The 13439-nt window shown below is 42.2% G+C and carries 13 protein-coding genes and 2 pseudogenes; 7 read left to right on the top strand and 8 right to left on the bottom strand.

Translation table 11 applies throughout. The features are described 5' to 3' along the window. The first annotated feature begins 3 nt into the window (after positions 1-3). From GTQ43_RS19150 to GTQ43_RS19140, 3 genes are all read left to right on the top strand, one after another. Positions 4-285 (top strand): hypothetical protein, encoded by a 282-nt coding sequence (locus GTQ43_RS19150; RefSeq protein WP_265274352.1) that lies wholly within the window; start codon positions 4-6, stop codon positions 283-285. A gap of 246 nt (positions 286-531) precedes the next feature. Further along, on the top strand, positions 532-822 hold the full coding sequence (locus GTQ43_RS19145) for a DUF1778 domain-containing protein (protein ID WP_265274351.1): 291 nt from the start codon (positions 532-534) through the stop codon (positions 820-822). After that, positions 822-1328, top strand: coding sequence for a GNAT family N-acetyltransferase (locus GTQ43_RS19140; protein ID WP_265274350.1), 507 nt, complete (start codon positions 822-824; stop codon positions 1326-1328). The genes GTQ43_RS19145 and GTQ43_RS19140 overlap by 1 nt, the downstream gene beginning before the upstream one ends. A 16-nt stretch (positions 1329-1344) precedes the next feature. On the opposite strand, the pseudogene GTQ43_RS19135 reads toward GTQ43_RS19140, so the two are convergent. The 6 genes and pseudogenes from GTQ43_RS19135 to GTQ43_RS19110 form a co-directional block, all read right to left on the bottom strand. After that, positions 1345-1761: pseudogene (locus GTQ43_RS19135) on the bottom strand (IS4 family transposase); the annotation flags it as partial. A gap of 152 nt (positions 1762-1913) precedes the next feature. Continuing rightward, complete coding sequence (gene purF / locus GTQ43_RS19130; RefSeq protein WP_265274349.1) at positions 1914-3413, bottom strand: amidophosphoribosyltransferase; 1500 nt, start codon at positions 3411-3413, stop codon at positions 1914-1916. Between the two features lie 342 nt (positions 3414-3755). Further along, a pseudogene (gene purL / locus GTQ43_RS19125) lies at positions 3756-6130 on the bottom strand (phosphoribosylformylglycinamidine synthase subunit PurL). Positions 6131-6173: 43 nt separating this feature from the next. Beyond that, complete coding sequence (locus tag GTQ43_RS19120) at positions 6174-6566, bottom strand: type II toxin-antitoxin system death-on-curing family toxin (protein WP_265274348.1); 393 nt, start codon at positions 6564-6566, stop codon at positions 6174-6176. Continuing rightward, a complete protein-coding gene (locus GTQ43_RS19115; protein WP_265274347.1) occupies positions 6553-6867 on the bottom strand; it encodes a hypothetical protein in 315 nt (104 codons plus the stop codon). Before GTQ43_RS19115 ends, GTQ43_RS19120 begins: the two co-directional genes overlap by 14 nt. Positions 6868-7937: 1070 nt before the next feature. Beyond that, complete coding sequence (locus tag GTQ43_RS19110) at positions 7938-8423, bottom strand: allophycocyanin subunit alpha-B (RefSeq protein ID WP_265274346.1); 486 nt, start codon at positions 8421-8423, stop codon at positions 7938-7940. A gap of 148 nt (positions 8424-8571) precedes the next feature. Here GTQ43_RS19110 and rlmD point away from each other — a divergent pair, with 148 nt between their 5' ends. Both rlmD and GTQ43_RS19100 read left to right on the top strand, forming a co-directional pair. Continuing rightward, positions 8572-9978: a 23S rRNA (uracil(1939)-C(5))-methyltransferase RlmD gene (gene rlmD / locus GTQ43_RS19105; RefSeq protein ID WP_265274345.1), complete on the top strand. Its 1407-nt coding sequence runs from the start codon at positions 8572-8574 to the stop codon at positions 9976-9978. Positions 9979-10368: 390 nt separating this feature from the next. Next, positions 10369-10818: an ATP-binding protein gene (locus GTQ43_RS19100; protein ID WP_094339690.1), complete on the top strand. Its 450-nt coding sequence runs from the start codon at positions 10369-10371 to the stop codon at positions 10816-10818. 56 nt (positions 10819-10874) lie between these two features. Here the strand turns inward: GTQ43_RS19100 and GTQ43_RS19095 are convergent, their stop codons facing one another. Both GTQ43_RS19095 and GTQ43_RS19090 read right to left on the bottom strand, forming a co-directional pair. After that, complete coding sequence (locus tag GTQ43_RS19095; protein ID WP_265274344.1) at positions 10875-11249, bottom strand: hypothetical protein; 375 nt, start codon at positions 11247-11249, stop codon at positions 10875-10877. Then, positions 11249-11527 carry a DUF6439 family protein gene (locus GTQ43_RS19090; RefSeq protein ID WP_099099986.1) on the bottom strand — a complete coding sequence of 93 codons (279 nt, stop codon included), beginning with the start codon at positions 11525-11527 and terminating at the stop codon, positions 11249-11251. The genes GTQ43_RS19095 and GTQ43_RS19090 overlap by 1 nt, the downstream gene beginning before the upstream one ends. A gap of 44 nt (positions 11528-11571) precedes the next feature. On the opposite strand from GTQ43_RS19090, the gene GTQ43_RS19085 reads away from it, so the two are divergent. Then, a complete protein-coding gene (locus GTQ43_RS19085; protein ID WP_265274343.1) occupies positions 11572-11934 on the top strand; it encodes a hypothetical protein in 363 nt (120 codons plus the stop codon). A gap of 2 nt (positions 11935-11936) precedes the next feature. Further along, positions 11937-13328, top strand: a complete 1392-nt coding sequence (gene asnS, locus GTQ43_RS19080; protein WP_265274342.1) for an asparagine--tRNA ligase — start codon at positions 11937-11939, stop codon at positions 13326-13328. Positions 13329-13439 lie beyond the last annotated feature (111 nt).

The raw sequence follows: 13439 nt of genomic DNA, 5'->3' as shown, positions 1-13439 counted from the left end.
TCCATGCTGTCCGAAGTCTATTACTTGGTGCGTTCAAAAGCTGACGGTAATTATCTCATAGCTCGTCCTGACACCGAAACATCAGGTTATTTATTGCTGTTCCAGGAAAACTTTGATGCCCTTAGCTATCTCAACACCCATGCAGCAGAAGTGGCAAATCGCTTTACTGTGGAATCTATTGCGCGTACACAGTTGGGTAACTTGCTCAAACGCTGGGGTTTTAGCGGTGTGGGTATTGTGACTGACCCGTTATTGCCAAAAGTTGAGTTTTTGCAGCACAGTTAAATTTATGGATTAGCGTAGATGCTCCTTCGGCTTGTCGTCAGACATCGCTTACTAATTTGTTTAAGAGGATGTTTGAAAAGTCCTCTTGTCTATGGCAAGTATCGGTAATTACACAACTGATTAAACCCAAAATCTTGTGTTGACGTTGTATACACAATATTCTATATTAGATATTAAGTATTGCTGAATAAAGCTTAAAACTTAATTCAGCAACGCTAAATGAGATACACACATGGAAGATACCCAATGCTTGCCCGTTCTAAAATGGATAACCTTGGTCGTAAACAAGTAATTAATATTAGAGTTCAAGAACAACAACGGGATTTAATTGATAATGCTGCATTGATTCTTGGCAAGAACCGTTCTGACTTTATGTTAGAAGTTGCCTGTCGAGAAGCAGAGAAAGTCATCTGTGACAAGACCTTCTTTGCGTTAGACGAGGAAAGGTATCAAAAATTCCTTGCTATTTTGGACTCACCACCTAAAACAAACGAAGAAATTCGTAAATTATTAACGACTAAATCTCCTTGGGATTAATGAGGAAACAAACAAAAATTATTAATCCTCCTCAGCCACTTACTCTTAAGCATGATGTATTAGAATTTGAATCTAAATCAGAAGCTTTGAATAATTGGCTGAAGGAGAAAGCTTTGAAAAATGAGGGGGATACGGCTAGAACTTTTGTAGTAACTATTGAAAATCAAGTAATAGGCTATTACTGTTTAGCAACTGCTTCTGTAACTCATTTAATAGCTGTTAGCAAAGCTAAACGGAACGCACCAGACCCTATACCATGTATGCTTATCGGGAGACTTGCTGTAGATACCAAATGGGAAGGACGGGGTATAGGGTCTGGTTTATTGAAAGATGCTATTATTCGTACTTTAACAGTATCCCAAATGGTGGGTATTAGATGTGTTTTGGTTCACGCTAAGGATGAAGAAGCCAAAAGATTTTATTTAAAATACGGGTTTCAACCATCACCAATGGAACCATTAACGCTAATGATGACTTTAAAAGATATTCGAGCAAACCTTATCTGAGGGGGTGATATGAAAGCTAAAACGTAGACAGAATAAGCTCCATAGCCCTCAAACCTCGTAAATAATGCTCAATTTTATTGCGATTTAATATCATTAATTTTTGAACAATACACCAACAATTATCTATGAAACTTACCCAGGTTTGACTATATAAACCGACATAAAAACTGCTATGTCTCCTCGTGATTCGTCCATATTATTTGACTATAGCAATATATTTTTGTACGCCAATACGCTTAATTTTTTGCCCTTGAAAGGTGGACATACTAGAAGAAAAAGATATTATTAAAATCAGAGATATTAAGCGATTACCCGAAACATTTGTATCTTCTAATTTATCGCCACCACTTTTAAAGTCTCGAAACATTTCTCCGATGTCAAAGCGTTTTTTATAAGCATTTATAGCTGAGGTTAAGTCGGCTAAATTTGTTAAATTTAGGGGATTTAGCCATTTTAGCCTGAGATATCGCAATCCTATTTGATTTACAAACACCTAGAGGCTCAGATCCTCGACTTCTTGAAAAAGTCGGGGATCTTTTTGTTCATTGATAGGGAATAACTGTACCATATTCCCTTTTTAAATTCCTATACCACTACCTTTTCTAAACTCAACTTAGAACGCCTCACTAACTCAGGAATCGCTACGGGATAATCACCCGTAAAGCAAGCAGAGCAGAAACTATTGGTGTCTTCTCGTGTGGCTTCTAGCATTCCTTCCCAACTCAGATAGGCGAGGCTGTCTACTTCCAGTTGCTTGGCAATTTCTGCTACTGACTTGGTAGCAGCAATCAGCTGATCCTGAGAATCGGTATCGATGCCGTAGAAGCAGGGGTGAGTTACTGGCGGAGAGGAGATTCGCATGTGTACTTCCACTGCACCAGCATCACGCAAGGTTTTAACTAATTTACGGCTGGTAGTACCGCGAACAATTGAGTCATCTACAATGATCACTCGTTTACCCGCCAGCACATCTTTAAGCGGGTTAAGTTTCATACGGATACCTGACTCGCGCATAGTTTGTGTTGGCTGGATAAAGGTTCGTCCAACGTAACGATTTTTAATCAGTCCTTCAGCGTAGGCGACACCAGAAGCTTGGGAAAATCCGATCGCAGCCGGAATACCAGAATCAGGAACACCAAAGACAATATCGGCATCTACAAGAGATTCTGCTGCTAGTTGTCGCCCTAACCGCATCCGATAGCTGTACAAACTCTCGTTGTGCATAATGCTATCAGGGCGGGCAAAATAAATCATCTCAAAAATACACAATTTTCTCTGGGGCTGTTGACTCCAATGATAGGAAGCCAAACCTTCTTCAGTAATCCAAACTAATTCACCTGGTTCTACATCTCGCAGGTATTCGGCTCCAATGATGTCTAAACCACAAGTTTCGGATGCCAAAACGTAACGAACTGGATTACCAGCTAAAGTCCCAATTACTAGGGGGCGAATGCCATTGGTGTCACGAACACCCATCAGTCCGTCAGGAGTGCCAATAACTAAACTAAAGGCTCCTTGGCAACGATGAAATGCCTGAATTGAACCTTCTAGCCAATCTGCACCAGCGTTGATCGCTTCTGCGATCGCAAAAGCGATCATTTCTGAGTCTGTTGTGGTGATTAAGTTGTATTTTTTCTCAATCAACTCTTGACGCAGTTGTACGGTATTGACTAAATTACCATTATGTGCCAAAGCTAATGAACCTAAGCGAGTTTCCAGAACTGCGGGTTGGGCATTAACTTTGCGGCTAGAACCTGTGGTGGAATAACGAGTGTGACCAACACCAAGGCTACCAGGTAATTGATCCAAAACGGATTCATTGAAGACTTGAGACACCAAGCCCATATCTTTGTGGAGATGGACTTGTGTTCCCTCAAAGGTAGCAATCCCAGCTGATTCTTGACCCCGATGCTGGAGGGCGTACAATCCAAAGTATGTCAGTTTAGCGACATTTTCTCCTGGTGCATAGATGCCAAAAACACCACAAGCTTCTTCTGGCTTGTCAGACTGATTTTCATGACTATTGATTGGGTTGTTGGTAGGGTCGGGGTATTCATCCGAAGTGACAGAATGAATAGAAATCATGCTAGCTTTGCTCCTGGTGGGGGGGTCAAGTCAAAATAATTCGTAATTGATAATACGCAATTCGTAATGATTAGCCCATGATTGTATGGATTTAGCAATGCTAAATCCATACAAGGCTTGAAATAGTGATACTACGGGCTTTTGTGTTTTCATTGAGCAATCAAGGAGCTTGTATGCTTCAATTACGAATTACGAATTAGTTAGTCACTGGGATTATGTCTATAGATAGTTGTTGATTCCTTAATAAATCTTTAACCATCTATTAAAACAGTACCGTAATTATGCTCAGGGATGTTAATACTTCTGAGTGATTAGTGCTGATTTCTGAGTGAAGTCTAAATATTAGGATTCAGAAACAGTGGTGTGGTTGGCGATCCGCCTGGCGATCGCGTGGGAATAGCGATCGCTCATATCTTCGATACTAACTTTGATTAAGACCTGATTATCAGTGGTGAAAACCCCCAAACCCGTCTCAAAATTGCCAACTGTACCTAGTATTTGCCACTGTTGACCGAGATGTTCCTGTAAGTATGATTCCCAAACTGCTTGTTGTGTGGATGTTACAGAGACTATAATCCTGGCACCACCTTCGGCAAACAGCACCTCATCCACCCGGTTCAACTGCGTTGGTGTTATTTCTAAATTGATTTGGGCACCAAGGTTGCCAGCGATGCAACATTCTGCTAATGCGATCGCCACTCCCCCTTCAGCAGAGTCATGGGCTGAACGTATCCAACCGTTACGAATTCCTTCCCGACAAACTTTCTGCACCCGCCGTTCTAAGTCAAAATCTACCCGTGGCGGTTTTCCGGCAACAGTCCCGTGGATAGCGGCTAAATACTCAGATGCTCCCAAACTGATTTTCGATGCCAGAGGCAATCCGAGAAGATAAATCACATCCCCAACTTCTTGCCAACCTTGTCCACAAATTTTGGTGATATCGGGAATCAAGCCCACCATCCCGACAACAGGAGTGGGATAAATGGGTTGTGGAACACCTTGAGAATCGAGGGTTTCATTGTATAGAGAGACATTTCCCCCTGTGACTGGCGTTGCTAATTCTCGACAACCTTCTGCCAAACCGCGACAAGCTTCTGCCAATTGCCAATAACCAATCGGTTTTTCTGGAGAGCCAAAATTTAAGTTATCCGTCACCGCCAGAGGTTCTGCCCCACACAGCTAAGATTGCGTGCGGCTTCCGCCACCACTGCCTTAGCTCCCTCGTAAGGGTCGAGATAAACATAACGAGGATTGCAATCTACTGTTGCCGCCACCCCTAATTTTGGATTTGGAATTTTAGATTTTAGATTGGGGATTTCTTCAAGGGGGCGCAACCGAATAACAGCCGCATCAGCGCCACCTGGGAGTATTACTGTATTATTCTGTACTTGATGATCGTACTGACGATATACCCAATTTTTAGATGCGATCGTGGGTGTATCGAGCAAAGTTAACAGAATCTCATTCCAACTTTGCAAACCTCCTTGGAGTTCTATTCCAGCAGTTGTACAAGCAGGTAAGGAATCAGGATTCCATTCCCAAGCTTGACGAGCATATTCTGGCGGTTCTGCCAGCAATTCACGGTTATATAATGGGGTATTTTCCGCCAAAGCCTCGGCAGGAATTTCTGCTGCTACTCCACCCTGAAAGAGAATCCGCACAATGGGTTCAGCGATGACAGTACCAGCGACAACGGCTTGAAGTCCCCAACGGTGGAAAATGTCGATTAATTCCTGCTCACGCCCCTTGTGGGCAACGAACAGCATTCGTTCTTGAGATTCCGAAAGCAGATATTCATAAGGAACCATCCCTGTTTCTCTTGCGGGAATCTTGTCTAAATCTAGTTCAATTCCCACACCGCCTTTTGCCGCCATTTCTGAGGTAGAACAGGTGATACCGGCTGCTCCCATATCTTGGGCGGCGACAACTGCACCTGTTTTAAACGCCTCCAGACAAGCTTCAATTAACGACTTTTCCAAAAATGGATCGCCTACTTGCACAGCAGGGCGATTATCTATTGATTGGTCACTTAATTCTGCACTGGCAAAACTCGCGCCTCCCATGCCATCGCGTCCAGTAGTGGAACCAACATAAAGCACGGGGTTGCCTAAGCCAGATGCCCCAGATTTAACGATTTCTGATGTTTCCATTAATCCTAGTGCCATGACATTCACCAGGGGATTACCAGAATAAGCCGCGTCAAAATAAACTTCGCCGCCTACTGTTGGTACGCCAACGCAATTTCCATAATGGGCAATTCCTGCCACTACCCCTTGGAACAGCCTTTGGGTTTTGGTATCTTCTAGGGAACCGAAGCGTAGGGAATTTAATAAAGCAATGGGACGCGCACCCATCGTAAAAATATCTCTGAGAATTCCGCCGACACCGGTTGCTGCACCTTGAAATGGTTCTACAGCTGATGGGTGGTTGTGAGATTCAATCTTAAAAGCTAGTTGGAGTCCGTCACCCAAATCTACAACACCAGCATTTTCTCCAGGCCCCACGAGGATGCGGGGCCCCTCAGTGGGAAATTGTTTGAGTAAAGGTCGAGAATTCTTGTAACAGCAATGCTCTGACCACATCACCCCAAACATTCCCAATTCAGCTTTGTTGGGATGACGACCTAACCGACGGACAATTTCTGCGTATTCTTCTGGTTTAAGACCAACAGCCGCGATTTCTTGAGGGGAAAAGGCTGGTTTTGAGGTTGCAGTCATGGAAGTAATGCACTCTGGGGGGACAGAGCATTATTCTATCGATTTACTTGCCCTGTAAGTACAGTTCCAGAAATGCAGATAATTCTTCTTTGGATATTTCTTTCTGAATTACTTGAATCACCAAGTTGTAAGCTTGCTCTTGCGATAAGTTCAAACTGTAGCCGTTTAAAGTTATGAAGGTATCCATAACCGCAAATGCAGTGCGTTTGTTGCCATCAATAAACGGATGGTTCATCGCTAAATGGTACAGATATGCTGCTGCTTGCTCGTGAATTGTAGGATGGAGAAGTTCGCCGCCAAAAGTAGCTTGAGGTTGTGCCAGTGCTGAATCTAGTAAACCTTCGTCTCTGACACCAGATGTTCCACCAAAGCTGTTTATCTCATCTTGGTGAATGCCTAGGACTTGAGAAATAGAAAGAAATCTAGGAGTCTGCAAGGCGACGGTAAACCTCCTGCCATTTCTGTTTAGAAGCTAAGTAAGCGTGCCATACTTCTTCATCTGAGGCAATCTGATTTGAGGGAGTATTTTCTAATTTGTCTTCTTTTTGCTCAATGTCGCGAAAAGATTGGGCAAAATCAGGAATATTTAATAATACTTTTTCAGTAACTTCCTTTTCTTCTGTTTTTTGCAAATAAGCCAGAAACGCAACTGCTAATCGCAACTTTTCAATAGAAAGTTGACGCAAACGGCTTTCGGCTTCTGATAAATAAATGCTATGCTTTTGTTCTGTTGCCATCGTTACCCCAAGCTAGGTTTGTTGCAAGACGTTGTAAATCAGTTCTGCTGCTAACTCTAGCTTATCGTGCTATTGTGATTTACTCAATGAAGGCAACTGCAAAAATACGTAATTTCCTAGCCAAAGCTAAAGGGTGATAATTATTTGAGTAATTTCATCATTTTAATGAATAAAGACTTATTTATAAAATAAATATTAACTAAATTCAATATTTAAGTAAGCAAAATTGATTTTCCTATAATCCTCTTTATTTAGGCTTTTGACAGTCCTAATCCATTAAAATCGACTATTGTTATTTTTATAGTTGGCGGAATTTTAGTTGGTTCGGGTATAGCTGCTACTGGGATTGTTTCTATTGCAAGTACAGTAATACAATGCTTATAGCAGGAGCTAGTATAGAGGCGATATCCGCAGCAGTAGGAGGAATGTTTAATACAATTACTGCAACCACCGCATCACTTGAATTGGTAACTGTGTTGGTGAATAATGTTAAAAGTATTTTTGGATGCTAATTAATTTATGTTGCAAAGTGCGATGCCTACGGCGGCAAACTACGCACTTCTACTTTCCTATGTACTGATACACTATGCTGAAATATAACTAACTAAATACTCAAGGTAATATTTAAAACATCATTAATTATAAGTATCGACTGAAATTCAGAGATTATCCGGGTATATGCAGTTTAGATGTAACAATTAAGTGACGAGAATCACACACATCTATGATTAAGATCGTCTGCTTGCGATGGTTAACTAGGCATAATTAATGACAACTGAACTCTAGCCGAGTCATTAATAGGGAACACACTTAATTACCGACAGCCTTAATCAAGGACTGTCGGTTTTTTATGTCCGTATTTCCTTCATTTTTTGAGACATAAGCTATAACTATACTTAATAAAATTTCCCCACAACTGGTTGATAACTTGACAAAGATTTTGCCACAGCCACTACCAAATGTGGGGAGGTTACGATCAAATTGGGTATCTTATGCCTATGGAGTGCTAATATACTGCACTCACTCTAGTAGACCAGAAATATACTCCTCAAACCAGCACACGCTTTGTATTAAGACATCGCTTGAATGATGTAATCAAAGTAGGGTGCTGCTTCGGCAGCGTCTTCGGCACTCAGCAAGCCAAGGGAGGCTGTTTTGAGGGAATTGATCGCTTCTACCATTCCAGGTACAGGAACGCCCAATGAATTGTACATTTCCCGCACACCAATCAAACCGATTTTTTCAATTGGCCCTTTGTCGCCAGCAAGTACACCATAAGTAATTAGACGTAAGTACCAGCCAAAATCACGGATACATAGAGAGCGCTGGCGTTCTCCGTAAGCATTACCTCCAGGGGAGATAAAGTCAGGACGCTTTTGCCAAAGTTGTTTGGTTGCTTCCTGAACTATCTTTTTTTCATTTTCGGCTAAGGTAGCCGCAATCCGCGTCCGTTGTACGCCGGTTTGCAAAAAGTCTTTGATATTTTTCAGTTCGCCACTGCTGGGATAACGCAGTTCGTCGTCGGCTTTGAGAATAACTTGGCTAATTACAGTCATGATGATTGAAATCACCTGAAATATTATCTGTTAGTTTAGCGAGTCTGAGGTACACAAGTGAAGAGAGATGATGGAGATAAGGGAGTAGAAGGAGAATTAATAACTTTTGACTCTTGACTCTTGACTTTTGACTCTTGATTAATAACTAATGACTAAAATAATTTGGCAACAGGGCGAATTAATTGAAGTGACGATCGCTAATCTGAGTGATACAGGCGATGGTGTGGGACGGGCTGATGAGCGTGTTGTGTTTGTCCCGGATACTGTACCAGGCGATCGCGCTATTGTCCGCTTGGTTCATGTTAAACCAAAATACGCCCACGGGAAGCTCCAGCAGCTATTAGAGCCATCTTCCCACCGTATCCGACCCAATTGTATTGTGGCGGATAAATGCGGTGGTTGCCAGTGGCAGCATATTAATTATGATTACCAGCTAGTAGCCAAGCAAAATCAAGTTATCCAAGCAATAGAGCGCATTGGCGGTTTTGTCCAACCACCAGTAAATCCGGTACTCGCCGCCCCTTCTGCTTTAGGCTACCGTAATAAATCTACATATCCTCTGGGCACATCGGCAACAGGACAGGTACAAGCTGGTTACTACCAAAAAGGTAGTCACCAATTAATTAACTTAAATCAATGTCCAGTCCAAGATGCGCGATTAAATCCCTTACTTGCCGGAGTTAAGCAGGACATTCAACAACAAGGTTGGCAAATCTATGACGAACAGCGCCATCAAGGAAAAATTCGCCATCTTGGTTTACGCATTGGCCGACACACTGGAGAAATGTTGCTGACTTTGGTGGTAAAAGACTGGAATTTATCGGGAATTGAAACCCAAGCCCAGGAATGGTTAAAGCGTTATCCGCAGTTAGTGGGAGTGTCGCTCAACCGCAATGGCGATCGCACAAATGCTATCTTTGGATCAGAAACCCGTTGCATCGCTGGAGTCCCACACCTGCGTGAAAATTTTGCTGGACTGGAATTTCAAGTCCGCCCAGATACTTTTTTCCAAGTGTATACAGAAACCGCAGAAGCACTATTGCAAGTAATTCAATCAGAACTCAATCTTCAAGGGCATGAGTTGCTAGTTGATGCCTACTGTGGTATTGGGACTTTAACTTTACCCCTAGCCAAAAAAGTACGTCTTGCTACAGGATTAGAAGTGCAACCAGCAGCAGTAGAACAAGCTATTTTGAATGCCCACCGGAACGGAATTGATAATGTGACATTCCAAGTTGGGGCAGTAGAGAAATTGCTTCCAAAAATGGGCACAATACCAGAAGTAGTAATACTCGATCCGCCACGTAAGGGTTGCGATCGCGCTGTCATCGAAACTTTACGGCAACTGAAACCATCTCGGATAGTTTACGTCAGCTGTAAAGTAGCTACCCTCGCCCGCGACCTGAAATTGCTTTGTCAAGATGGGCAATATACCATCACACGGGTGCAACCTGCCGATTTTTTTCCTCAAACTGCTCATGTTGAAGCTGCCGCCTTTCTTGTGCGATCGCAATTGCCCAAGGATGATAATTCCCTTACAAAAACTGAAATTTGAAATTTTTAGTCTAGTGCATACTAAAGATGCTAAAATTGAATTAAGCTAAAAATAAAAGTTCGTTTTGTTTAAATAAATTCAAGTTGCATAGGTTCTAAGAAATATGAATTGGATTGTGTAAATGAAAAATCGGCAATTAACTAGAGTATGCCAATGCTCTGTCAAATTAGTAGCATCTTTCTAAGTTGCTTAATTCATTATCAAAACTATTCCAGCCGTTATATATCCAAACAATTCCAACTCATACTATAGGGCTAATGCTCCCTAGCATTTTCAAAATTTAGTTTTAAAGACGCAAGTTTGAAGGCAGCATGACCACCTCAAGTTTTATCAGGGTGCCTGTAATAGCAAACTGATGTCTAGCTAACTGAAAGCTATGGGGTTTCTCTTGTGATTACTATTTCACTCCGTCCAGTGGCACGTTATTGGGGCACTATTAGTTTTGCCTCAACCCTCTACCTTTGTCCCATATTAGATTTACTGCTGGCAGAAATTCCAGCTAAATTACAAGCAGAACTGCGGCTAGGACTTCAAGAAGCCCTAGTAAACGCAGCTAAACATGGCAATAATCTCGATCCAAGTAAAACAGTTGTAGTCCGTTTTTCCTTAATAGATAATCAATATTGGTGGATAATATCAGACCAGGGTAGCGGCTTTACTCCTTCATCTACGAATGAAGAAGAACCAACAGACTATTTACCACCAGACGAATCAGAAAGTGGTCGTGGTTTATGTCTTCTCCATCATATTTTTGACCAGGTGGAATGGAACCGCAAAGGCACAGAATTGAGGCTTTGTAAACAAATGGAAAATCGCCGAGGATTATCTCTGCGACTGTAACTTAATCAGGAGTGAGGAGTTAGAAGTTTTAAAGTCTTAACTCCTCATTTTAAGATTCAATAAAAAGTATTGTCTATTGGCGGTAACTCTTCTGAGTCATTTGTTCCTGGTTTTGGACTTGGTTTTCGTGGATTTGGAATTGCAGTAGAACCTCCAGAAATATCATCGTCTGACTCCCAAGGTTCATCCTCATGTTGATCCAAATGATCTAGTTGTAATACAAACTTAAGATTGTTATAAGATTCGTCATTTTTCTGGTCATCGTCTTGCGCTAGAGACTCAGATAGTTCCCGAATTAGGGTTTTGATGCGCTGGCGATGATTAAAAGCAAACTGTGGATTGAAACCTCGCTCTAACTCTTGAAGTAATCGTTCTGCTAGCAAAATTAAAGCCTCAGAACGATTACGTTTCTCTAGAGCTTCTTGATCCATTAACTTTTTCCGTGAGTCGGACACGGAGGGGCAGAAATGGAGCGATCTAACCAACCAATTGCCTGTTCTAATCTAGCTTGAGCTTCTTGTGGCTGATTCTTTAAAAGATACACAATAGCTGCTGCCACTTGTTCATTAGCGCGGGAATTGCGGTTAGACTTGAGGCGATGCCAATCGTTAGGGGAAATGCTCAGTCTTTCCATGAGGGCTTGAGCTAGTTCCAGAGTACTAAGTTCATTCAGTTGACTGGTTTGAGGCAGCTGGGTAGATTGAGACATAACTATTGGCACATTTGCATTTACTTCTACTTTACTACTTGTAAATGAAGCCGCCAAAACAATCGCAGCCGTCAGCAGAAAATCCCGAACCAGATTTTGAACAAGAACTAGAGGAAGTAGAGCGATCGCTCCTATCCTTGAAAGAACGTTACGATCAAGTGCAACGCGATCACCAACAACAGGCACAATGGCAACAGCGTCGGGATCAACTAAAGCACAATAAATCTCAGACACCAGAAATCAAAGCAGAGTTGCGGCAAATTCAACGGCAGTTGGAAATGCTAGAAGTAAACTTAGAAAGCCAGTTATTTTCTTGGCGTAGCCTGAAAAAACCTTTCTGGCAAGTCGTCCGCTTTGGTGGAATGGGCGTTATCATAGGCTGGATATTAAAGTCTTATGCTGGATAAATATGGTAAATAGACGGATTGCAGAAATATTGCGAAGTGGCCAACCTGATGAGTCTCTCCAAGTACAAGGCTGGGTGCGGACGAAGCGTGAATCCAAAGGGTTTGCTTTTATTGAAGTCAATGACGGCTCATCACTAGCGAATTTGCAAGTCGTCATTAATCAGGATTTGCCAGATTACGAAGCTATATTGAAAAAATTGAATACGGGTGCTGCTGTTGAGGCTACAGGGGTACTGGTGGCTTCTCTGGGTAAAGGACAACGAATTGAATTGAAAGCCGAGTCCGTGAAAGTTTACGGAGAAGCTGATCCCGATACATATCCCCTGCAAAAGAAACGGCATTCCTTTGAGTTTCTGCGAACCATTGGACATTTGCGATCGCGGACTAATTCTTTTGGTGCAGTTTTCCGCGTCAGAAATGCTTGTTCGGCAGCAATTCACCAATTTTTCCAACAAAGAGGCTTTTTGTGGGTACACACCCCCATCATCACTGCTAGCGACTGTGAAGGCGCAGGTGAACTGTTTAGCGTTACCAGTTTAGATTTAAAAAATATTCCCCGCACAGAAAACCAAGCAGTAGATTATAGCAAAGACTTTTTTGCCAAACCCACATATTTAACAGTTAGCGGCCAGTTGGAAGCGGAAGTCATGGCGATGGCATTTAGTAACGTCTACACCTTCGGCCCTACCTTCCGTGCAGAAAATTCCAACACCTCCCGCCACCTAGCAGAATTTTGGATGGTTGAGCCAGAAATGGCTTTTTGTGACTTAGAAGGCGATATGGATTTAGCTGAGGCGTTTCTCCAACACATATTTAAATATGTGTTGGAAACTTGCCCGGAAGATATGGAATTTTTCAATGAACGCATTGATAAATCTGTTTTGGCGACAGCCGAAAATATTATTAATAATCAATTTGAACGCTTAACTTATACAGAAGCGATCAAACTTCTAGAAAAAGCTGATGTTAAATTTGAATATCCTGTAAGTTGGGGTTTAGATTTACAATCAGAACACGAACGCTACCTAGCTGAACAACAGTTTAAAAAGCCAGTAATTGTTACAGATTATCCAGCGCAAATCAAAGCATTTTATATGCGCTTAAACGACGATGAAAAAACCGTCCGCGCAATGGATATTCTCGCACCAAAAATCGGTGAAATTGTCGGCGGTTCCCAGCGCGAAGAACGCCTAGATGTTTTAGAACGCCGCGTCTTAGCGCAAGGATTAAACCCAGAAGACTTGTGGTGGTATCTGGATTTGCGTCGTTATGGTACTGTCCCCCATGCTGGTTTCGGACTGGGTTTTGAACGACTCGTGCAATTTATAACGGGTATGGGAAATATCCGCGATGTGATTCCTTTTCCGCGTACACCGCAAAGTGCTGATTTTTAGAATTTAAAACCCAGGCAATTAGAAATCGCGCCTACACAAACAAAAAACAAAGTCCGTCTGTGCGGACTCATAAAAACTTTGAAGCCCGCAAATGCGGGTTCTGCTTGTATA

The sequence above is a fragment of the Nostoc sp. KVJ3 genome (assembly GCF_026127265.1).
Classification (GTDB): Bacteria; Cyanobacteriota; Cyanobacteriia; order Cyanobacteriales; family Nostocaceae; genus Nostoc.
The sequence above is the reverse complement of the archived record's forward strand: the minus strand, read 5'-3'. Positions and strand labels throughout refer to the sequence as shown.

Bases quoted from the DNA above. Each gene is read 5' to 3' on its own strand.
- GTQ43_RS19150 (WP_265274352.1), top strand. From the start codon at position 4: ATGCTGTCCGAAGTCTATTACTTGGTGCGTTCAAAAGCTGACGGTAAT.
- GTQ43_RS19145 (WP_265274351.1), top strand. From the start codon at position 532: ATGCTTGCCCGTTCTAAAATGGATAACCTTGGTCGTAAACAAGTAATT.
- GTQ43_RS19140 (WP_265274350.1), top strand. From the start codon at position 822: ATGAGGAAACAAACAAAAATTATTAATCCTCCTCAGCCACTTACTCTT.
- purF (WP_265274349.1), bottom strand. From the start codon at position 3,413: ATGATTTCTATTCATTCTGTCACTTCGGATGAATACCCCGACCCTACC.
- GTQ43_RS19115 (WP_265274347.1), bottom strand. From the start codon at position 6,867: ATGGCAACAGAACAAAAGCATAGCATTTATTTATCAGAAGCCGAAAGC.
- GTQ43_RS19110 (WP_265274346.1), bottom strand. From the start codon at position 8,423: ATGACTGTAATTAGCCAAGTTATTCTCAAAGCCGACGACGAACTGCGT.
- rlmD (WP_265274345.1), top strand. From the start codon at position 8,572: ATGACTAAAATAATTTGGCAACAGGGCGAATTAATTGAAGTGACGATC.
- GTQ43_RS19095 (WP_265274344.1), bottom strand. From the start codon at position 11,249: ATGGATCAAGAAGCTCTAGAGAAACGTAATCGTTCTGAGGCTTTAATT.
- GTQ43_RS19090 (WP_099099986.1), bottom strand. From the start codon at position 11,527: ATGTCTCAATCTACCCAGCTGCCTCAAACCAGTCAACTGAATGAACTT.
- GTQ43_RS19085 (WP_265274343.1), top strand. From the start codon at position 11,572: ATGAAGCCGCCAAAACAATCGCAGCCGTCAGCAGAAAATCCCGAACCA.
- asnS (WP_265274342.1), top strand. From the start codon at position 11,937: ATGGTAAATAGACGGATTGCAGAAATATTGCGAAGTGGCCAACCTGAT.